The organism is Candidatus Palauibacter sp., from assembly GCF_965213655.1.
Lineage (GTDB): Bacteria > Gemmatimonadota > Gemmatimonadetes > Palauibacterales > Palauibacteraceae > Palauibacter.
On the sequence record NZ_CBDBZT010000003.1, the window covers coordinates 2,230,094 to 2,249,866 of the forward strand.

The 19,773-nt window shown below is 68.6% G+C and carries 17 protein-coding genes; 3 read left to right on the forward strand and 14 right to left on the reverse strand.

What is annotated here, in order from left to right:
* The first annotated feature begins 8 nt into the window (after positions 1–8).
* Both ACOOGH_RS12120 and ACOOGH_RS12125 read left to right on the forward strand, forming a co-directional pair.
* Positions 9–1,799 carry a carbohydrate kinase family protein gene (locus ACOOGH_RS12120; protein ID WP_420449146.1) on the forward strand — a complete coding sequence of 597 codons (1,791 nt, stop codon included), beginning with the start codon at positions 9–11 and terminating at the stop codon, positions 1,797–1,799.
* Between the two features lie 74 nt (positions 1,800–1,873).
* Positions 1,874–2,362, forward strand: a complete 489-nt coding sequence (locus ACOOGH_RS12125) for a nuclear transport factor 2 family protein (protein WP_420449147.1) — start codon at positions 1,874–1,876, stop codon at positions 2,360–2,362.
* 33 nt (positions 2,363–2,395) lie between these two features.
* Here ACOOGH_RS12125 and ACOOGH_RS12130 read toward each other — a convergent pair whose 3' ends face one another.
* The 12 genes from ACOOGH_RS12130 to ACOOGH_RS12185 form a co-directional block, all read right to left on the reverse strand.
* Positions 2,396–2,830: a DoxX family protein gene (locus ACOOGH_RS12130; protein WP_420449148.1), complete on the reverse strand. Its 435-nt coding sequence runs from the start codon at positions 2,828–2,830 to the stop codon at positions 2,396–2,398.
* 74 nt (positions 2,831–2,904) lie between these two features.
* Positions 2,905–4,131 (reverse strand): ZIP family metal transporter, encoded by a 1,227-nt coding sequence (locus ACOOGH_RS12135; protein WP_420449149.1) that lies wholly within the window; start codon positions 4,129–4,131, stop codon positions 2,905–2,907.
* Positions 4,124–5,218, reverse strand: coding sequence for a multicopper oxidase domain-containing protein (locus ACOOGH_RS12140; protein WP_420449150.1), 1,095 nt, complete (start codon positions 5,216–5,218; stop codon positions 4,124–4,126). The genes ACOOGH_RS12135 and ACOOGH_RS12140 overlap by 8 nt, the downstream gene beginning before the upstream one ends.
* 153 nt (positions 5,219–5,371) lie before the next feature.
* On the reverse strand, positions 5,372–6,421 hold the full coding sequence (locus ACOOGH_RS12145; RefSeq protein WP_420449151.1) for an acyl-CoA desaturase: 1,050 nt from the start codon (positions 6,419–6,421) through the stop codon (positions 5,372–5,374).
* Positions 6,422–6,523: 102 nt separating this feature from the next.
* Positions 6,524–7,606, reverse strand: a complete 1,083-nt coding sequence (gene queG, locus ACOOGH_RS12150; RefSeq protein WP_420449152.1) for a tRNA epoxyqueuosine(34) reductase QueG — start codon at positions 7,604–7,606, stop codon at positions 6,524–6,526.
* Positions 7,603–8,262 carry an endonuclease III gene (gene nth, locus ACOOGH_RS12155; RefSeq protein WP_420449153.1) on the reverse strand — a complete coding sequence of 220 codons (660 nt, stop codon included), beginning with the start codon at positions 8,260–8,262 and terminating at the stop codon, positions 7,603–7,605. Before nth ends, queG begins: the two co-directional genes overlap by 4 nt.
* 4 nt (positions 8,263–8,266) lie before the next feature.
* Complete coding sequence (locus ACOOGH_RS12160) at positions 8,267–9,469, reverse strand: site-2 protease family protein (protein WP_420449154.1); 1,203 nt, start codon at positions 9,467–9,469, stop codon at positions 8,267–8,269.
* Entirely contained in the window at positions 9,469–10,173 is a 705-nt protein-coding gene (locus ACOOGH_RS12165; RefSeq protein WP_420449155.1) for a hypothetical protein, read from the reverse strand. Before ACOOGH_RS12165 ends, ACOOGH_RS12160 begins: the two co-directional genes overlap by 1 nt.
* Positions 10,174–10,253: 80 nt before the next feature.
* Positions 10,254–11,741: a sodium-dependent transporter gene (locus tag ACOOGH_RS12170; protein ID WP_420449156.1), complete on the reverse strand. Its 1,488-nt coding sequence runs from the start codon at positions 11,739–11,741 to the stop codon at positions 10,254–10,256.
* Positions 11,738–12,754, reverse strand: coding sequence for an alpha/beta fold hydrolase (locus ACOOGH_RS12175; RefSeq protein ID WP_420449157.1), 1,017 nt, complete (start codon positions 12,752–12,754; stop codon positions 11,738–11,740). The genes ACOOGH_RS12170 and ACOOGH_RS12175 overlap by 4 nt, the downstream gene beginning before the upstream one ends.
* 24 nt (positions 12,755–12,778) lie before the next feature.
* On the reverse strand, positions 12,779–14,269 hold the full coding sequence (locus ACOOGH_RS12180) for a hypothetical protein (protein WP_420449158.1): 1,491 nt from the start codon (positions 14,267–14,269) through the stop codon (positions 12,779–12,781).
* Positions 14,270–14,284: 15 nt separating this feature from the next.
* On the reverse strand, positions 14,285–15,673 hold the full coding sequence (locus tag ACOOGH_RS12185; protein ID WP_420449159.1) for a glycine--tRNA ligase: 1,389 nt from the start codon (positions 15,671–15,673) through the stop codon (positions 14,285–14,287).
* A 249-nt stretch (positions 15,674–15,922) separates the two neighbouring features.
* Here ACOOGH_RS12185 and ACOOGH_RS12190 point away from each other — a divergent pair, with 249 nt between their 5' ends.
* The gene (locus tag ACOOGH_RS12190; protein ID WP_420449160.1) at positions 15,923–16,438 is read left to right on the forward strand and encodes a ferritin; all 516 of its coding nucleotides are present in this window, start codon (positions 15,923–15,925) and stop codon (positions 16,436–16,438) included.
* Positions 16,439–16,479: 41 nt separating this feature from the next.
* Here the strand turns inward: ACOOGH_RS12190 and ACOOGH_RS12195 are convergent, their stop codons facing one another.
* Together ACOOGH_RS12195 and ACOOGH_RS12200 are read right to left on the reverse strand one after the other, a co-directional pair.
* The gene (locus ACOOGH_RS12195) at positions 16,480–18,141 is read right to left on the reverse strand and encodes an N-acyl-D-amino-acid deacylase family protein (RefSeq protein ID WP_420449161.1); all 1,662 of its coding nucleotides are present in this window, start codon (positions 18,139–18,141) and stop codon (positions 16,480–16,482) included.
* Complete coding sequence (locus ACOOGH_RS12200; RefSeq protein WP_420449162.1) at positions 18,138–19,538, reverse strand: amidohydrolase family protein; 1,401 nt, start codon at positions 19,536–19,538, stop codon at positions 18,138–18,140. Before ACOOGH_RS12200 ends, ACOOGH_RS12195 begins: the two co-directional genes overlap by 4 nt.
* Positions 19,539–19,773: the final 235 nt, after the last annotated feature.

Here is a 19,773-nt window from a genome sequence, read left to right on the forward strand (position 1 = left end):
CCGGCAGCATGAGCACCCGGCCACGGCTCCTCGTGGTCGGGAGCCCCTCTCTGGACCTCCTGCACTTCGGCGGCCGCTCCGCGCGGTCCGCCGGGGGCGCGGGACTCTACACGGCGCTCGCGGCGCAGCGGGTAGGGGCACGGGTGACGGTCGTGGCGCCGCGGCCGGATCCAATGCCGCCGGAACTCGAACCGGCCGACCGCCTCCTCGACTGGCGGGGGCCGCCCGTTCCGCCCTCCGCCCTCCCTCACTTCGAGATCGAGTACTTCCCCGATGGGAGGACCGTCTATCGGCAGGCGGTGCGCGGGTCCGAGGGCGACATCCGCTACGACGACATCCCCGACGCGGGGCCGGACGCCTTCGCCTTCGTCGTCCCCCTCCTCGATCCCGAGCTGCAGCTGGGGTTTGCCCGGCGGCTCTCCGAGGCGGGAGTCCGCGTGGGGTGCGGCACCTACGCGCCGGGCATCCGCGCGCACCGGGACGTTGTCACCCAGGTGATGGAGGCGTCCGACTACTTCTTCTGTAACGAGGAGGAGGCCCGGCTGCTGTGGGGGTCGGTCGACCGGGTGCGCGTGCCGGCCGGACGCGTGGTCTTCGTGACCAGGGGCGCAAAGGGGGCCCGCGTCGTTCTGGGCGACCACTCGATCGGTGTCCCGGCCCCCGAGGTCGACGAAGTGGATCCGACGGGCGCGGGCGACACCTTCTGCGGGACGGCGCTGGCCCGACTTGCGGCCGGAGACCACCCCGCCATCGCGGCGCGCGTCGCGGCTGTATGCGCGGCTCAGACGGTGACCGGCATCGGTCCGACGCCCCTGCTTTCGGACGACCCTCCGCCGCCGGCCCCGCGGGACGATCGGGTCCGCCTCGATGACGATCGCATTCGGCGGGTGGCCGGCGTCATCGCGTCGGCCCCCGAGGCGGCGGCTTTCGACTTCACCGGCCCGGACTTCCCCGAACCCGGCGATCCGGCGGCCCTCGATTTCTTCTTCGCTGGTACGGTACAGCAGTTCGGTTTCTGGCATGAGCGCGCGGGCCGCTACGAGGAACCCATGATCGCCTCTCTGGGGGGTCGGGCCCTCAAGGGGAGCGACTACCTGTGGGCCGCCTATCGGCGCTGGGCCCGCCACGCCCCGGAGGAACTCTCGCCTGCGGGGCAGGCCACCCTCGACGATGCCGGTTTCGATCATCGCCTCCGGGACGACGGCGGGCACAACCCGCTCCCGGCCGGCCCGCTCCACCCCGCGTGCGCCCGGGGATACGGCCGCGACATGCTCGGCCTCGGGATGACTCCGGCGTCGGTCGTGGCGGAAGCCAACGCCGCGGAACGGCCCCGGGCCCGTTTTCTTGCGCGCCTCGATGCGGTCGGCGGCTACAAGGAGGACCCGTGGCGGAAGAAGTCCTCCCTCCTGGCGGCAATCCTCAGCCAGCGTCCGGAAGGCTTCCTGCGGCTGGGGGAGACGGAGGACGTTCCGCCGATCGTCGATTACCACTGCCAGCGCAGTTGCCTCCGGCTCGGCGTCGTCTCGGCGACCGACGAGACGCTGGCCGCGAAGCTCGCGAAGCGGGAGGTTGTGAGCGCGGATGAGGAGGAGGCCGTGCGCGCCGCATGCTACGAGGCGGTCGGGGAGATTCGGCGGCTGAGCGGGCGTTCGATGGGGGCCGTGGACTGGTTCTTCTTTCAGAACCGGACGCGGTGCCCGGAGATGACGGTGCCCGACTGCCAGGCGTGCCCCGCCGACCCGGCGTGCGCGCATCGCACGCACCTCTTCCAGCCGGTATTCCGCACGGCAGCGTACTGAGGCGGGACACGACCGACGACGAGTTTGCGGATCACCGGCCGCGGAGGACCGATCACAGAAAACGGGAGATTGCCATGAGAAAGTTCGGAGCAATGTTGCTTCTCGCCGCGGTGGTTCTCGCCACCCCCTCGCATGCCACCGCGCAGGATGATGCCGAGGCGGGGGCGGTCGCCGCCGTGCAGGCCCTATTCGACGCCATGGCGGCCCGCGACGGCGACGCGATCCGCAATCTGCTGACCGAGGGCGCCAACTTCGTGGCCACCGCGGAGACCGCAGACGGCGTTCAGGTCCGCGAGAGCACCGGCCAGGAGTTCGCCGCATCCATCGGCCAGCCCGGACCCGCCCTGCTCGAGCGGCTATGGGATCCGCACGTGATGATCGAGGGTCCAATCGCCGTCGTGTGGACCCCGTACGACTTTCACGTGGACGGCCAGTTCAGTCACTGCGGCATCGATGCGGTCAGTCTCGTCCACTCAGCCGACGGCTGGAAGATCTCGAGCATCGCCTACACCCGCGAAACCGAGGGCTGCGAGCCGAGCCCGCTCGGCCCCCCGGGCGGCTGAGCGCCCCGGGGGGACGGCGGTCATGGCAGGCTACTAGACGTCTATGACTACTTCGATATCCTTCGCGAAGATGCTCCGGATCGTCGCGATCCCCGATCCCGCCAGGATCACGGTCAGCAGACCGGCGACCAGGAGCAGGTTGAACTCATAGCCCCCCTGCCCCGGGCCCACGACGTAGAACCCGTTCGACAGGTGCACGAGGAAGATTCCGTTCACCATGTGTACGGCGAGAAGCAGGGCAAGAGGGGTAACGGACCAGCCGATGATGAGACAGGCGCCGCCGACGGTTTCGAGGACCGCGATACCGCTGGCGACGATGACAGGTAGTGGGATTCCGAACGACTCGAGCAGAGCTGCGAGTTCATCTATTCCTCCGGCCAGCTTGGGCCAGCCGTGCATGACGAAAATGAGTCCAAGCATGATCCGGAGGATGGCCAGGCCGAGGCCGGGGTTTCTGCCACCGAGCATCGTGCCTCCTCTGTTGGGGGAGCCTCGGATCGCCGGACGTTTCCGGCTCCCCGCGGCGAACCCATGTACAGAGGTTACGCCGTGACCATGAGTGCAGTTCCGTACATGACCAGCAGGCCGAGGAGGAGACCCGTGGCGTTGAGGGGGGTGAACAGGCCCTCCGGCCAGCTCTTTCGGATCAGCCGCGTGACCTCGACGATCACCTGGAGGATGGCCCCGGCGCCGAGCGCGAGGAAGAAGGTCGCCAGCGTCGGCGAGTAGGAGAAACCGCCCGCCCACGCCCCCAGGATGGTCGGGAGTCCGGCGATCCCGCCCATGAAGGCGAAATGCCGGAGCGGCGGCCGTTTGCTCGCTACCGGCGCGACGATGGCCAGTCCTTCCGTCGTGTTATGGAGCGCAAAGCCGATCACGAGGAAGCTCCCGAGCGCGATCTCGCCGAGGGAAAAGGCCGCCCCGATCGCGAGCCCCTCTCCAAGGTTGTGGAGCCCGATGCTGATCGCGATCAGGTAGGCCACCGTGAGTCCCGGACTCGTCCCGCCCTCACGACCGTCACCGCTCCCCGCGCGGTCCCTGCCGCGGCCGAGGTTCCCCAGGGCTCTGAGACCGACGACGGCCCCGATGACACCTACGGCGATGAGTCCCGCCGCCTGGAACCCCTCCGGCACGAGCGCCGACGCCTCGAGCGTGTCCTCGAACGCGTCGACGACGAGGAAGGCCAGCAGCCCCACGGTGAGGCTGAGATAGAAGTGGATCCACTTGCGGTCGATCCGCCGCAGGAACGGATACCACAGCAGACCCACGAGGACGGGGATCACGCCCGCGTAGAGGCCAAGCAGGCCGAACGTCGTCAGGTACAGGGCGTTGGGCCGCGGGGACAGCGTCGCGACCGCCACCTCGTGGTCGAAGGTGAGTCCGGTGGAGGTCACGAGCCGGATGACGTGGAGTTCCCCTTCCACCCAGGGATAGTCCAGCTCGAGCGTGGCCCGGGCGAGCCTCGGAAGCGTCGGATCCCCGTCCATCTCGAACTGCCAGAAGGCGTCGTCTACGATCACCTGGGCGATGGTGGCCGCCTCGGGTCCTCCGTTCACGACGTGCACGCGCATGACGCCGCTCTCCGGGAAGCTCACCCGCTCGATCGTGAGGTCCTCGACGGGCGGGAACGCGTCCCGGAAGGGGGCCGTGGGATCGGCGCCGAAGAAGAAGGCGACCAGCCCCGCCAGGAGTGCGAGCGGGAAGAGGCCCAGGATCCAGCGCGCCGGACCGCCCCGAGGCGGAGCGGTGTCGGACCGTTCGTCAGACATGACCGCGCACGGGCACGCCATCGTCGGCGGCGAGCCGCTCGACCGCCTCGAAGAAGCCCATCCATCCCAGTTCGGCGAACTCGCTCTGGTGCGCGTGGAACATGTGCATGCCGGGGTTTTCGAGCCGGAACTCGAGGACATGCCGCTCGCCCTGGCACATCATGATCGTGTCGGTGAGTTCGTACTGGTCCGGCCGCGTCCCGGTGCGGAACACCTTGAACATGCCGGCGTGCAGGTGGAACGAGTTGATGAGGTCGAACTCGGTCGTGTTCACGAGATAGATGCGACACAGATCGTCGACGCCCACGTGGACGGGGTGATGCTGGTAGTAGAACGCAGACGTGTTGACCGCGTACACCTCGTTGTCTCCGTCCAGATTGCTGTCGAAGGCGTTCATCACCATGACCATCTCGCGCGCCGGCTCCCGGCCCTCGGGCGGATCGACGATGAACGTCCCGTACAGTCCCTTATGGATGTGCCGCTTGAGCGGCATCGTGTGGCAGTGGTAGAGGTGGAGCCCGAACGGCTTCGCCTCGAACTCGTAGGTGAAACGCTGCCCCGGGTCGACGATGGGCTCGAACCCGTCCATCTCCGGCGGGTGTGTGCCGTGGAAGTGGATGGTGTGGGGATGCGAGCCCGCGTTGATGAAGTCGACCTGGAGGATATCGCCCTCGGTGCAGCGCAGCGTCGGACCCGGCACCTGACCGTTGTAGGTCCAGGCCGGGAAGAAGACGCCGGGCGCGATCTCGATGTCGCGGTCGAGGGCCACGATCTCCCAGCGCCGCGCAACGTGCCCATCGTCGCGCTTCGTCACTTCGCCGTAGTCGAAGTCGGTGAGGAAGGCTGCGGGATCGAACATACCGTCGGGCGCGGGCATGCCGACGATCCCCATCGCCTCCTGGTGCGCGGCGTGCGAGTTCCCGACGGCGGCAACTTTCGGCTCGCGCGGCATCGCGCCGCTCGCCGCCAGGGCCGCGCGGGCACCACCCCGGGAGGCCAAGTCCAGTACCGTCGCACCCGACACCCCGGCGACTCCTGCGGCACCCAGCTTCAGCCAGTCGCGCCGACTCAACTTCTCGGGCTTCACTCGTCCTCCGGATTTCCCGCGAATACCGGACCGGGCCGCAGCCCGGCGCCGATTTTTAGTCTAGGCTAAAAATTATCTTCGGAAGATGGGCGGAAGACCGGCCGCCGTCAACCGGCGCGGGGTCGCGGCGGCGCGGGCTGGTCGCTTGTGGGGTCAGTCCGTCGCAGGGACGATACGGGCGCGGGCAGCTTCTCGAGCCCTGTCGAGTGCGGCGCGGGCTTCGGCCTTGGCCCGGGCGACGCGCGCGAACTTGCCGGGCCGGACGCGGTCCACGCGGGCGATGGCTCTGGCGGCGGCGCGGTCGAGACGCACGAGGTCCCGTTCCTGGCGCGCGCGTTCGATGCGCCGCAGGCCGGCCTCCCGCGTCCGCTGAATGCGCGACAGCGCCCGGTCCAGACGCCGGTTCACGCGGTCCGCCGAGTCCCGGTAGAACTTCGCCGCGAATTCGCGGGGCGAGGACGTGCGCGCGTAGAGGACGTTGGCCAGTCGAAGGAAGCTGAAGATCCGGATGTAGAACCATCCGATGTCGAACTCCCACCAGTGCGCCTTGAACTTCGCCGAGCGCGGGTCCGCGTGATGGTTGTTGTGGAGTTCCTCGCCGAGGATCCAGATCCCCCAGGGATAGAGATTGTGGCTGTCGTCGCGGGTGCCGAAGGTCCGGTAGCCGAGCGCGTGTCCGAGACCGTTGATGATGTTCCCCATGAGCGGCATCCAGAACACCATGCACGTCCAGACGATGAGCCCCGGGATGAGCCCGAACAGGAACAGGTCGAGGACCAGCATGACCCGGATCCCCAGGCTGCGCCGCTTCGTGTAGATGTTGCGCTCCACCCAGTCGCCGGGCGTGCCCTTCCCGTACTTCTCGAGCAGCGTGCGGTCTTTCGAAGCTTTCTGATAGAAGAAGAGCCCGCCGAAGGCGATGTTCGCGAGACCCTCGAGGGTGGGCGAATGGGGATCGCCCTCTCGGTCCGCGTAGGCGTGATGCTTCCGGTGGATCGCGACCCACTCCTTCGTCACGATCCCGGTCGTGAGCCAGCACCAGAAACGCATCGCGTGCTCGACCACCGGGTGGAAGACGACCCCGCCGTGCGTGGCCGAGCGGTGCAGGTAGAGGGTGTTGACCATGTTCGTGAGGTGGCCTGCGACGAGGATCCACACGAGAGCGATCCACCACGGTTCTCCCAGGATCGCGAAACCTGGCATACGTTTTTCTCCGGAATTCGGGGTCCGAGCTGACTACCCGGTCCGCGACACCCCAACCAGGCCGACATCTCATCTAACTGCGTTTCGCCGTACCGGTTCAACCTAACCCGGGAGCACGTCGATCGCCCAGCGGGCGTGCTCGCGTACGAGAGGCGAGGAGTCCGCCCTCAGCCGTTCGAGGATCGGGCGCACGCCGGATTCCCCCGAGTTTCCAAGGCCGACCGCCAGATTCCGGAGCAGCCCATCGCGCCCGGGGCGACTGAACGCCGTCCCCCGGTAGCGGGCCCGGAACTCGTCCGGCGCCAGGGCCGCGAGCTCTTCGGCCCACGCAACCATGTCCTCGGGCGGCATCGGCTGCCCGGGACGCGCCGCGAACGGAGGCCGGTCCGGTCCGGGGGCATCGGAGTTCCAGGGACACACCTCCTGACAGATGTCGCATCCGAAGACGCGATTCCCGATCGCGGGGCGCAACTCCTCGGGGATGGCCCCCCGCAGTTCGATCGTGAGATAGGAGATGCAGAGCCGGGCATCGAGTAGGCGGCCGTCCAGAATCGCCTCGGTCGGGCACGCGTCGATGCAGCGCCGGCAGGTCCCGCATCGATCGTGGACGAAGGGGGGATCAGGTTCGATATCGAGGTCCGTGAGAAGTTCCCCGAGCATGAAGTAGGACCCCAAGTCGGGGTGGAGGAGCATCGTGTTTTTTCCGATCCAGCCCAGGCCCGCGCGCTGCGCGTGGTCGCGCTCGAGCACCGGGCCGTAGTCCACGTAGCGCTTCGTGCGGGCGCCGGGAGCCAAGGCCTCGATCGCGGCGGAGAGCGCGTCGAGGCGCTCCTCGAATACGTCGTGGTAGTCGCGGCCCAACGCGTAGCGTGCGACGACCGGCAGCCGGCGGCCGCGAGAGGCGTCCGTGCGGTCGGCGGCCCGCCGGCCCGGCGCCGTCGTGCGGGGGGGTGTCGATCCGTACAGCAGGCTGACGACGATGAGCGTCCGGCAGCCGGGGAGGGCTTCCCGCGGGTCGAGGCGGCGGCGGACGGAATCCTCGCGCGCCATGTAGCCCATTTCGCCGTGGTAGCCGTTCGCGAGCCAGGCCTCGTAGGCCTCCGCGTGCGTCGGCGGCGCCGCCGGAGCGAACCCCACCTGATCGAATCCGGCCGTCCGGGCGGCCGCCCGAATCTCCCGTTTCACCCGAACTTCCCGGCGCTCACGCACAGATCGGCGACCGGGCATTCGGCGCAGCGCGGCTTCCGGGCCTGGCAAACCGTGCGGCCGTGGAGGATCGAGCGCCACGCGAAGGAGTGCCACTCCTCGCACGGCAGCACCCGCATGAGATCCTTCTCCACCTTCGGGGGATCGACCTCGTTCGTGAGGCCGAAGCGGTGCGTGACCCGCTTCACGTGCGTGTCGACAACCACACCCTCGTGACGCCCGAACGCGTTGGAGAGCACGACGTTCGCGGTCTTCCGGGCGACGCCGGGGAGCGTGAGCAGATCCTCCATCGTCCCCGGAACCTCTCCGTCGTACGCGTCGACAAGACGCCGGCCGAGTCCCTTCAGGTGGCGCGCCTTGTTGTTGAAGAACCCGGTCGGCCGCACCGCCTCCTGGAGCTCCTCCAGCGGCGCGTCGGCGTACGCGCCGGCGTCGGGATAGGCCGGGAACAGCGTGCGCGTCACCTGGTTGACGCGTTCGTCCGTGCACTGCGCCGAGAGCACCGTCGCCACGATCAGCTGGAGCGGCGTCTCCCAGTCAAGCGAGACGGTGAGGTCCGGATACAGGGCGGCCAATCGCGGCGAAAGCGCCGCCGCCAGTTCGGAGCGGGCCTTCCAGGAACGAGGCCGCCGCATGGCGTCAGGCGCTCTTCGCGGGGAACGGCCCGAGATCTTCGCCGGACGCAGCCTCCGGGGCCGGCCTCCCCTCCAGCGCCACGAGACCCAGCCGCTGCAGCCGCCGTACGCGCACGCCGACCTCCCGCGGGTCGAGAACGCCGACGACGAACCCGTTCTCGATCACCAGCAGGCTCGATACCTGGATCCGGATCCGGAACAGGGCTTCCGCCAGAGACTCGTCGGGGCGGGCTGAGGGGAACTCCTCCGCCGGTCGCGTGACCGCCGATACGGGCGTGGTCGCGCGAGCCTTCTCCGGCACTGCGGAGACGGCCTGCGCTTCGACGACCCCAATCAGGCTGCCGTCGCGCTCCACCGGATACGCCTCCTCCCGTCCGCGCAGGAAGTAGTCGGATATGGCCCGGTCCACCGGCAGCCCCGCCTCGATCATGCGCGGTCGCGGATCCATGACCGCCGCAACCGGGATGCGACGCAGCAGGGTGCGGAGTTCGAAGTGCCGCTGGCTCGATGAAGCCGCGTTCACGACGAACCAGCCGATGAAGCCGGCCCACACGCCTGAGATGAACTGCCCGCGGCTCAGGTTGAAGAGTCCGAGGGCGATGAGCGCCCCGCCGAACAGCCGGCCGCCGAACGTGGCCCAGCGCGTGGCCCGGACGAGATCCCCGGTGACCGCCCACACGATCGAGCGGAAGATCCGGCCGCCGTCGAGCGGAAAGCCGGGGATCATGTTGAAGATTGCGAGCACGAAGTTGAGGAGCGCCAGGAACCCCAGCACCGTGACCGCCGGCGCCGGGGCGCCCCAGGCTTCCGCCGCCAGCCGCGCGCCGTGGAACGCCCCGGCCAGTGCGACGCTCGCGAGGGGACCCGCCGCGGTGAGCAGGAACTCGTCCAGCGGGCGCCGCGCCTCGTCGCGTGCCTGCGCGATGCCCCCGAAGATGAAGAGGGTGATGTGCTCGACCTCCACTCCGCGCGCCCGGCCGGCAAGCGCATGGCCGAGTTCGTGCAGCAGCACCGAGAGGAAGAAGAGGAGCGCCGCCGCCGTCCCCATCACGAGGTACGTGGACGAGGGATAGAAGGGCAGCGCCCGCGGGAACTCGCGCGTGGTGAAGGTCCAGATCACGAGCGCGGCGATCGGGAACCACGAATAGTCGATCCGGATGGGGAACCCGAACCAGCGTCCGATCCGAAAGCTGCCGAAGAGCGGCATTATCTGTCCTCGGCGGGCATGGGGTACGCGCGGCGGGAAAGTTCCGCGGGCCGGTAGTTCTTCCCGCGCCCGAAGCGCCACCATGGAAGGCGGCGGCGGATGATGAGGCACAGACGGCCCCCAGCCAGGTTCGGTACCTCCACGAACGCGCGGTTCGCGTACGGTGGGGCCTCCACGGCGTAGCGCCGCCCGCGCCAATGGAAGACCGCTTCATCCGCGCGTTCCGGGATCAGCGACTCGACGAACAACTCCGATTCCAGCCTCACCACGCCGTCCGGGCCGGACGGCACCGCCCTGCAGAAGTCCGGATCGAAAGGCTTCCCGGCGAGCCGGCGCAGATTCTGCTCGTGCGCCCAGTCCACCTCATCCAGACCCGCCTCGCCGGCGGCGGATTCCCGATGGTGGAGCAGTTCGTGCAGGATCGTCTCCCACAGCTCGCCCTCCCAGTCGAAATCGAGGTCCTCTTCGGCGAGGGCCCGGAAGGAGCCGTGATAGAGGACGAGTTCCGATCGGACGTCGCCGTCCCCGCCGGCGCCGCTCGGCCACGCTTCCGTGAGGCATTCGCCCATCGTGTACACCCAGTCGAAGTCGGGATGGGCCGCGGCGTCCGGCTCGATCGTCAGCCCGTCGACCCCCTCGCGCACCTCGGCGGGGATATCGTGCCACATGCGGCGGGCCGCGGTCTCGAAGCGCGGGAAGTTCATGGTGTCATCGAACGATCGCGGCCCCGGTTCGCCGGCGCGCCCCCGCAGTCCCGGCCCGACAAGGACATGGGTGCGCGCGGTCAGGCGTCGTCCGCGGCTGCCGCCGAGCCCGCGGCGTTCGCGGCCAGCCAGCGGTTGAGGCCCAGGAAGACGGTGATCGCGATCGCCCACTGGATGAGCACCGTCCCGGCGTTGAACTCCGAGAAGAGCGTGAACGACGCAGCGAGATCGTTCGGGTCGATGGCCTCCCACAACCACCAGACCGTAATCACGACCGCCTGCACGGCGACGAGTCGAATTACGACGTTCCACCACTTTCCTACCACGAGATCGCTGCCCTCGCTGTTGATGAACCTCGTGCGGAAGCGGTCGACGCCGTGGCGCATGACCATGATCGAGAAGAAGAGGCCGCTCAACATGAGCCCGACGCCCCAGACCCAGTCCTGGTTGCGGAAAACCTCGATCCAGATCGCCGACGGGAGCCCGAGCACGAGGCCGAGGCCGCCGATCGTCAGCACCGCCTTGCGCCGCTCGATCCCGGCGTCGGTGAGTACCCGCGTGGGCAGTTCGATCATCGCGATGAGGCTGCTCCAGGCCGCGAACACGAGCGCGAGGAAGAAGAGGACCATGAACACGGATCCGCCCGGCATGAGCCCGAACAACTGCGGGATCCAGATGAAGGTCAGCCCCTCGTTCCCCGCCCCCACGATCTGGTCGGCCGCGTTGGGCAGAATCGCGAAGACCGTGCACAGGACCATGATGCCCGCCAGCAACGACACGGAGTTGTTCCCGAAGCCGAGCATGAAGGCGTTGAGTGTCGTGTCTTCCCGCTTCCTCATGTAGACCGCGTAGGCCATGATCAGCCCCCAGCCCGCGCCCGTGTCCCACGCGTTCTGCGTGAGGGCCTCGAGCCAGATGGTGGGATTGCCCAGCGCGGCCCAGTCGGGCGTGAACAGGAACGCGAGACCCGCGCTCGCTCCCGGCAGCGTGACGGCCCGGATCGCGAGCGCCAGGACGAGCAGGAGAAGGCTGGGGATCAGGAAACGGGCGGCCCGCTCGATCCCGCGCACCCCGCGCAGAACGACGAACACACCAAGCCCGATCGCGATGGCGTGCGTAAGGACGGGCCACGGCGATCCGATGAAGCCGTCCCAGAACTGCTGGGGGCCCACGCAACCCGTCGCGGCGGGGTCGCAGACGGCGGTGGGGACGGTCCCCGTCACCGAGGCGAACAGATACCGGATCGTCCAGCCCATCACCACCGTGTAGTAAAACAGGATCGCGGTCGAGACGAAGGCGATCCAGGTGCCCATCCAGGCACTGCTCTTTCCGCCCAGCTTCGTGAACGCCCCGATCGGCCCCGACCGCGCCTTCTTGCCGGCGGCGAACTCGGTGAGGATCAGGGGCACGGACCAGAGGAGGAGGAAGACGACCCACGCGACGAGGAAGGAACCGCCCCCGTTGGAGGCCGCGATGCGCGGGAAGCGCCAGATGTTGCCGGTTCCGACGGCCATCCCGAGCATGGCCAGCATCATCGCGGCCCGGGAACTGAAGACGGGATTCGTCATGCGTCGCCTCTCTCCACTGACTCTGTTTCCTCTTCGTCTTCCTCTTCGTCACGTGCCGGGAGCCGCTGGAGCCAGCTCTCCAGTGTCTCGTTGAAGGCGCCGGGGCGCGAGATGTGCGAGCAGTGTCCCGTGCCGTAAATCGGGACGTACTCGGCGTCGGGCAGCAGTTCCGTGATTTCACGCGCCCAGGCCACGGGACAATACTCGTCGCGTGGTCCCTTCACCACGAGCGCGGGCACCGCGATATCCGCCAGCTCCGCTCGCAGGTCGACCCGCCTCAGGCGTGAGACGCGCCGGTCGGAGACGGTCGGGGGTACGGTTCGTGGTCCGGTGAAGAGCGCATACTCGATCAGGGCATCTCGACCCGGCGAGTCGTCGAAGATCCAGACGCCGAGTCGGCTCCAGGCTCGGGCCAGGCCCCGGGAGACTTCCGTCGGGAGATAGCGGGTCGTCAGCATGGCGAGAGGGATGAGCGCGGCGCGGTTGAACCCGACGTGGCGGTAGGAGACGCGGGCCAGCGGGTTGCAGAGGACGATCCCGCGCAGGCGCTCCGGAAACCGGGTCGCGAAGCGTATCGTGATCGCGCTCCCGAGGCTCGTCCCGATGAGCACGAAGCGCTCGAGGCCGCGCGCCTCGACCAGTTCGGCCACATCGTCGGCCAGGCGGTCGAAGTCGTCCGCCGCCGTGAACCCGCGTCGCAGATCCGCGCACACGACGCGATGGCGCCGAGCGAAGCTCGGCAGCTGATAGCGGAACGTCTCCTTCGGCCCGTCCGCGCCGGGGACCCAGACGAGCGCGTCCCCCGCCCCGGCGTCGACGTACTCGACCCTCTCGCCGTCGGAGTACTCCACCACGCCGCCGGGCAGCGCCTCGCCGGAGCCGCCGCGGACGGGCGGCCGCACCAGCGCCCGGTTGCGCCGCGTCATGGCGAGCCACCAGGCGGCGCCCGCGAGTCCGACCAACCCCCCGAGAGCGAACCTGCCGGGCAGGCCGGGCCAGCGCGGCCCGCTCATGGCCTTCCGCTCACTGTGGTCCGCTCACTGCCAGCGCTCGACGCGCGTCAGCAGCGTCTCGGGGGTCAGCCCTTCCACGCCGAACTGTGGTGCGAGCTGCGCGGCATCCTCGCGCCGGCCGGCCGAGAGGACCTCGAGCAGGAACTTGCCCGCCGCGACGGTGCGGTGCCAATCGGCCCCGAAACGCTTGTTCAGGCGATCGATGATAATGGAGCTGAGCATCCAGCCCCGCAGGCGCCGCGCGGCCTGGAAGCCCCGGCGATGATCCGTGAGGTAGGTGCCCGGGTGGTGCGCGAACCCGGTCGCTTCACTCAGCAGTTCGGCGTATCGATCGGCCTGCTCGCCGGGCCGCTCCGCCCGAGCCAGTTCCACCTCCCAGAGGAGCCGCGCGGCATCCCGGCGCAGCCGGTAGAGCCTGAGGAAACCCGCGAGCTGCCGATAGTCCTCCAGCACGGCGCCCTCGAGTCTCGTCACGGATTCGATCCAGCCGCGATCCAGCGTCAGCGAGTCGAATACCAGACCGAAGGACTCGCCGATCGAATCGTCTCCCAGCACCCGCTCCTCCCACGAGAGCGCGGTGGATGCGTGCGTGTAGTGGAGCGCGTGGCCGGTTTCGTGGAGCAGCCGCCGCGCGTCGATCCAGCCGCCGAGCGGACACACGACGAGCCGCACGTCTCCGGGCACGTCGATGACCGCCGTGAACGACCGTTCGTCCTTGAGTGGTCGCCGGTCGATGTCGACGCGCACGGACCGATCGAACACCCGACCCAGCCCCATCACTTCCATGGCGCGGCGAACATGCGCGGCGAACGGCTCGATCTCGAAGTGCCGCCCGAGCCAGCGCATCCCCATCAGCCACCGCGCGTCGGCTCGCGAGGGCGCCCCCCCGCTCGCGTCGAGGCGACGGTCCGTCTCCGCCGCGAACATCTGCCGATAGCGGGCTTCCGTTCCCTGCAGGATCGCGGTGGCGTCGCGCTCCAGGCGGGCCAGATCCAGGCCGGCCAGCCGCTCCCGCGACTCGGCGTACGCGCCCAGACCGAGCTGAACGACCGCCTCGCGCCCCCGGTGTACGACATCGAGCCGAAGCGCCGCGGCCTCTTCGATCCGGCGGTGTCGGGCCGCCTCCCAGCCCAGCCGCTCGCCCCGGTCCTCCGCGCGCACGATCCAGTCCGGGACGCGTCTCAGCGGGATCTCCTGCTCGGCCAGTGCCACGATCGCGCCCGCTTCCCACGACCGCAGTTCGTCATCGAGCGGGGCGAGTACGGCGTCGATCTGCTGGCCCGCGACCCAGTTGAAGAGCGTCTTCAGGCGGCGGCGCTTATCTCCGTACGCCTCGGAGAGGTCGCGCTGGATGGCTTGGAGGACTCCGGGACTGAGGAGAAGTCGATGTTGCCGGTACAGCGACGCGAGCGACGACCGCTCGTCCTTTCCGCTGCGCAGCCGATAGTAGGCGTGCGCCAGGGCACCCTGCAGGCGCTGGGCCCGCTCACGGATTTCGTCGACGCGGAACGGCATGCGTCGTCGCGCCGGCTAGGAGTCGGGGCCGGCGCCGCCGATCGCGGCGCTCAGCCACGCCGCGACGCCCGACAGCGGCACGCGCGTCTGCTCCAGAGAGTCGCGGTCGCGCACCGTGCACGTCTCGTCCTCGAGCGTCTGCCCGTCGATCGTCAGACAGAACGGCGTCCCCGTCTCGTCCTGCCTCCGGTACCGTTTTCCGATCGATCCGGTGATGTCGTGGAGAACGTTGAAGGGCCCGCGCAGTTCATCGGCCAGCTTCTCCGAAATCTCCGGCATCCCGTCCTTCTTCACGAGCGGGAAGACCGCCGCCTGGAAGGGAGCCAGCGCCGGCTTGAGCCGCAGCACGACGCGCTGCTGTCCGCCGACTTCCTCCTCGTCGTAGGCATCCGCCAGCACGACGAGCAGAGTACGGCTGAGGCCGGCCGACGTCTCGATCACGTACGGCACGTACTTGCGGTTCGCCGGCTGGTCGAAGTACTCGAGCTTCTTCCCCGAGTGCTCCTGGTGGCGCCCCAGGTCGTAGTCCGTCCGGTTGTGGATCCCCTCGAACTCCTGCCATCCGAACGGGAACCGGTACTGGATGTCCGAGGCGTCCTTGCAGTAGTGCGCGAGTTCATCGGGCCCGTGCCGGTGGAAGCGCAGCCGCTCCGGCCGGATACCCAGCGTCTCGACCCACGCCATCCGCCTCTCCTTCCACGACTCGAACCACTCGTCCTCCGACCCCGGCGCCACGAAGAACTGCATCTCCATCTGCTCGAACTCACGCGTGCGGAAGATGAAGTTCCCCGGCGTGATCTCGTTCCGGAACGCCTTCCCCACCTGCGCGATCCCGAACGGGACCTTCTGGCGCACCGACTCCTGTACGTTGCGGAAGTTGACGAAGATTCCCTGTGCGGTCTCCGGACGGAGATAGACGGTCGCCGCGTCGTCCTCCACGACCCCCATGAACGTCTTGAACATGAGGTTGAACTGGCGCGGGTCCGTCCACTGGCCGGTGGTTCCGCACACCGCGCACTGCTGGGCCTCGGGCTGGCCCGCCTCAAGCTGCGGCAGGTCGTCCGCACGGAAGCGGCGGTGGCAGCTTCGGCACTCGACGAGCGGGTCGGTGAAGGCGCCCACGTGCCCGCTCGCGACCCACACCTCGGGGTTCATGAGGATCCCCGCGTCGAGGCCCACGATGTTCGGGTAGCGGTAGACCATCTCCCGCCACCAGAGTTGCTGGATGCGGTTCTTGAGTTCGATGCCGAGCGGACCGTAATCGTAGACGGACCCCACCCCTCCGTAGATCTCGGAGGACTGGAAGATGAACCCGCGCCGCTTGGCGAGGGACACGAGCTTGTCCATCAGGCCGGACGGATGGCCCGAATCGGCGTTGGAATCCGTATGCGTTTCGTCGGTCATGGATTATCGGTGGTGGCCGCTCGAGACGGGAGCGGCGGCGGAATCGGCTGGATTGACCGGAACCTCGAGAATCACGAACGGCGCGGCCCCGGATGCGAGCCGCAACGATAGCCGTGGCCGGCGGGCCGTGGCAAAACCTGCCGATCTCTGCCGGCCGCAATTGCTGGCGGTTCAATGCGCGGGGGACGAGATTCACGCCTCCGTGGCCATGGTACGTATCCCGACGGGGCGAGAGGAACGGCGGAACAGATGATCGGCACCAGAATGCAGGCGGCGCTAAACGAGCAGATCACGCAGGAGCTGTATGCGAGCCAGGTGTATCTGTCCATGTGCGCACACTTCGAGAACGAGGGCCTCCCGGGTTTCGCGCACTGGATGCGCGCCCAGGCCGAGGAGGAGCGGGAGCACGCGCTCCGCATCTTCGACTTCGTGCACGACCGTGAGGGACAGGTTTCCCTGGGGACGATCGATGCCCCGCCCTCCGAGTTCGGCACGCCGCGGGAAGTGTTCGAGGAGGCGCTGTCGCACGAGCGGAAGGTCTCCGGGATGATCGGCAATCTCTATCGCCTCGCGATGGACGAAGCGGACTATCCGGCCCAGGTCATGCTGCAGTGGTTCGTCAACGAACAGGTCGAGGAGGAGAAAACGATCTCCGACATCGTCGACCGGCTGCGGCTGGGGGGCAATGACAAGTCCGCCCTGCTCATGCTCGAGACGGAGCTGGGCCAGAGGACGGGCGACCCGGAGGCGGACGCCGCGACGTAACCCCGACGTGGCGACAATCCTCGCCCGGGGACGACAGCGGCTCAGCGTTTGCCGGTGGTCTCCGTCAGCATGCGGGCCGGTCCCCGGAGCACCTGCCCCGGCTTGGCCCCCGTCACCGAGCCGTCGAGGATCACCGGGACCCCGTTCACGATCACGTGGTGGATCCCGACCGAGTAGCGGTGCGGGTCCACGTAGTCGGCGCGGTCGATGATGCGGTCGGCGTCGAAGATTGTGATGTCCGCCATCATGCCGTTCGCGATCCGCCCCCGTTCGGACTGGCCGATCTCGTCGGCCGACATCGAGGTCATCTTCCGGATCGCTTCCTCCAGCGTGAGCACGCCCATCTCGCGCACGTAGCGGCCGAGGATGCGCGGGAACGTGCCGTAGCTGCGCGGATGCGGGAACCCGAGGCCGTAGCCGACCGGATCCCCGTCCGTCTCGAACATCGCCTGCGGGTGCTGCATGATGCGGATGACGTCCGCCTCGTCCATGAAGTGGTAGATGGCGCTGAACCCGCCCGCCAGCTGGAGTTCGATCGCGAGCTGGACGCCGGTGGCATCGTTGTTCGGCAACCCCCGGTCCGCGGCGAGGTCCGACATCCGCTTCCCGTTGTATTCGGGGAAGGCGCGAAGGGTGCGGAACTGGATCCGTGAGAGGTCCCCGCCCGTCCAGTCGCGGCGCATCCACTCTTCGGTCTCCCGCTCCACGCGCGGCCGGATCTCGGGGTCGTTCACCCGCACCCGGAACGAGTCGACCCCGCCGGCCAGCACCCATTGCGGGAAGAGCACGCTGGACCCGGTACTTCCGGCCATGTAGGGGTAGAGGTCGACCTTCACGTCAATCCCCTCGGCCCGCGCGGAATCCACGAGCGCGAGCGACTCGACGGTCTTGCCCCAGTTGTCGACCCCCATCGCCTTGAAGTGGTTGATGTGGACGGGGAGTCCGCCCTCGGCGCCGACGCGGATCGCCTCGCGCACGGCGGGGAGGAGCCCCCGCGCTTCGTCGCGCATATGCGTGTAGTAGATGCCGCCGTACTCCGCCGCGACCTTCGCCAGTTCGATGACCTCCTCGGTTTCGGCGTAGTTGGCCGGGACGTAGAGGAGTCCGGTCGAGAAGCCGAGCGCGCCGTCCTCCATCGTCTCGCGCACGAGGTCGCGCATTTCGTCGAGTTCCTCGGCGGTGGGGGCGCGGTCCTCCATGCCGATCACCCGCTCGCGGGTCCATGTGTGGCCGGCGAAAAAGCCGATGTTGGGCGCGATCTCGAGGTTATCGATGTACTCGCGTAGCGGGTACGGCTGGTCGCCGCTGTGGAGAGAGGGCAGGATGGTCGTGATTCCCTGGCGGATGAAGTTCTCGGCCAGCGGCCGTCGGTGAACCTGGTTCTGCACGTGGTTGTGGTGGTCGATGAACCCCGGCGAGACGATGAGGCCGGAGGCGTCGATCTCCTCGGTCCCCTGCCCCGACAGCCCGCCGTCGCGCGCGACCTCGACCACGCGGCCGTCGCGGATCCCCACGTCTGCGGAGAAGCGGTCGGTCCCCGTTCCGTCCACGACGGTCCCGCCCACAATCACGAGATCGAATGGGCCGTCTGCGGCACGGAGCGCCGGGGACTCGTCCGCCGACTCCGGAACCCCGCCACAGGCGGCGAGTGCGATTCCGGCGGCAACCGGCAGCGCCCGCAGCGTTGTGAGCCGGCGCATCATCGCCCGCTGGTGCTCGTCTGCGCGCGGGCCGTCTCCCACACGGGGACACCGTCGCGCTTGTAGACGATCCCGTCCTTGATCACGTCCGTCACGTATCCGAGCACGTTGATGTCGAAGAGGGGGTTGCCGTCGACCACGATGATGTCGGCGAGCTTGCCGGGTTCGATCGTCCCCGTCTCCCGGAGTCCGAGCACCTCGGCCGAGACCTTCGTCGCCGCCGAGATCGCCTCGATCTCGGTCATCCCCATGTCGACGAGCGCCGACACCTCACGCCATGCCGACTCCGCGTGGAAGTTGAGGGGCGAGCCGGTGTCCGTCCCCATCGCCATCAACGCGTCCGCTTCGATGAATTGGCGCGCAGCGCGCTCGCTGTTTCGGATCTGGCGCGGGGTGCTGCGAAAATAGGACTTCCTCCAGAAATCGTCCTTCGTATAGGAACTCAGCACCTGCTCCCGGATCGGCTCGGGGAAGCTGTTGATGATGTCCGGATCCCACAGGCGCTCCGGAAATTCGAGCGTGGCGGGGTAGACCCAGATCCGGTGCGCGATCGTCTGCACGACCGGGATCCCCTCCATCGCGATGTGGTCGACGAGTTCCTGCGAGTAGGCGGGGACGCTGCCGCCCGAACCGGCATGCTGGAGCACGTCGCAGCCGCCGCGGATCGCCCCCCACACGACCTCCTCCTCATAGACATGACAGTGGATGGGGACGCCCGCCGGGCCCGCGACGGCCTTGATCGCCCGCATGTCCTCCTCCGTCGTCCCGATCCACGTCTTGATCACGTCGACCCCGGCGTCGATGAGCTCGCGCGTCCGCTCGGCCGCCTCCTCGGGCGAGCGGTGAAGGACGCGGAGTTCGTCCGGGAGGAAGTTCCACGCGTAGCGCGTGACCCAGGGGCCGCTGACCAGGAGTCGGGGACCCGGCACTTCGTTGCGGTTGACCCGGTCGCGGAAGGCGAGACTCGACATCGGCGCCGCGAGGTCGACGCCCGCAGTAACGCCGGCCATGAGGAGCTGCTTTGCCGATGTCTCGTACACGAGGTCGTCGTTCCCCGCGAACCACGGGAACCAGTCCGAGTACTCACCGTGGCCGAGGATCATGATGTGGACGTGCGCGTCGACCATCCCCGGCATCATCGTCTTGCCCCGGGTGTCGATGACCTCGGCGCCCGGCGGGATGTCGATCTCGGCCGCGGGCCCCACGGCGACGATCCGGTTCCCCTCGATGACGACGGCCGCGTGGTGGATGGGATTCGCCTCGTAGCCGTCCAGCAGCTGGCCTCCGACGAGCGCGATCGTCCGGTCCTGGGCCGTGGCGGGCGGGACCGCGCTGAGCGCGGCGAAGGCCGCGAGCGCGAGAACCCCGGCCAAACGGGGGAGTCTGCGGGCGGAAGTCATCTGTCCTCCTCTGCCTGCGCGGGCTGGGTCGATGGGCCCGTCAAACGTGCGGCGCGCGGAGGCGGGGCGGCAATGGCCGCCGGGACGCGTCCGGAACGTCCCGGAGCCCGATGAGGCTCCGTTGACCGATCGCGCCATCCTGAGTTTCGGAAGCGCCGGCGTCACGCGTTCGCGCAGTGTAACGCCGAGACCCTACGTTGGATCGACGATCACGGAGGTTTTGGACATGACCCGT

What these genes read in the sequence shown, in the direction of transcription:
- ACOOGH_RS12120 (WP_420449146.1), top strand. Translation starts at nt 9, where the DNA reads ATGAGCACCCGGCCACGGCTCCTCGTGGTCGGGAGCCCCTCTCTGGAC.
- ACOOGH_RS12125 (WP_420449147.1), top strand. Translation starts at nt 1,874, where the DNA reads ATGAGAAAGTTCGGAGCAATGTTGCTTCTCGCCGCGGTGGTTCTCGCC.
- ACOOGH_RS12130 (WP_420449148.1), bottom strand. Translation starts at nt 2,830, where the DNA reads ATGCTCGGTGGCAGAAACCCCGGCCTCGGCCTGGCCATCCTCCGGATC.
- ACOOGH_RS12135 (WP_420449149.1), bottom strand. Translation starts at nt 4,131, where the DNA reads ATGTCTGACGAACGGTCCGACACCGCTCCGCCTCGGGGCGGTCCGGCG.
- ACOOGH_RS12145 (WP_420449151.1), bottom strand. Translation starts at nt 6,421, where the DNA reads ATGCCAGGTTTCGCGATCCTGGGAGAACCGTGGTGGATCGCTCTCGTG.
- nth (WP_420449153.1), bottom strand. Translation starts at nt 8,262, where the DNA reads ATGCGGCGGCCTCGTTCCTGGAAGGCCCGCTCCGAACTGGCGGCGGCG.
- ACOOGH_RS12160 (WP_420449154.1), bottom strand. Translation starts at nt 9,469, where the DNA reads ATGCCGCTCTTCGGCAGCTTTCGGATCGGACGCTGGTTCGGGTTCCCC.
- ACOOGH_RS12165 (WP_420449155.1), bottom strand. Translation starts at nt 10,173, where the DNA reads ATGAACTTCCCGCGCTTCGAGACCGCGGCCCGCCGCATGTGGCACGAT.
- ACOOGH_RS12170 (WP_420449156.1), bottom strand. Translation starts at nt 11,741, where the DNA reads ATGACGAATCCCGTCTTCAGTTCCCGGGCCGCGATGATGCTGGCCATG.
- ACOOGH_RS12175 (WP_420449157.1), bottom strand. Translation starts at nt 12,754, where the DNA reads ATGAGCGGGCCGCGCTGGCCCGGCCTGCCCGGCAGGTTCGCTCTCGGG.
- ACOOGH_RS12180 (WP_420449158.1), bottom strand. Translation starts at nt 14,269, where the DNA reads ATGCCGTTCCGCGTCGACGAAATCCGTGAGCGGGCCCAGCGCCTGCAG.
- ACOOGH_RS12185 (WP_420449159.1), bottom strand. Translation starts at nt 15,673, where the DNA reads ATGACCGACGAAACGCATACGGATTCCAACGCCGATTCGGGCCATCCG.
- ACOOGH_RS12190 (WP_420449160.1), top strand. Translation starts at nt 15,923, where the DNA reads ATGATCGGCACCAGAATGCAGGCGGCGCTAAACGAGCAGATCACGCAG.
- ACOOGH_RS12195 (WP_420449161.1), bottom strand. Translation starts at nt 18,141, where the DNA reads ATGATGCGCCGGCTCACAACGCTGCGGGCGCTGCCGGTTGCCGCCGGA.
- ACOOGH_RS12200 (WP_420449162.1), bottom strand. Translation starts at nt 19,538, where the DNA reads ATGACTTCCGCCCGCAGACTCCCCCGTTTGGCCGGGGTTCTCGCGCTC.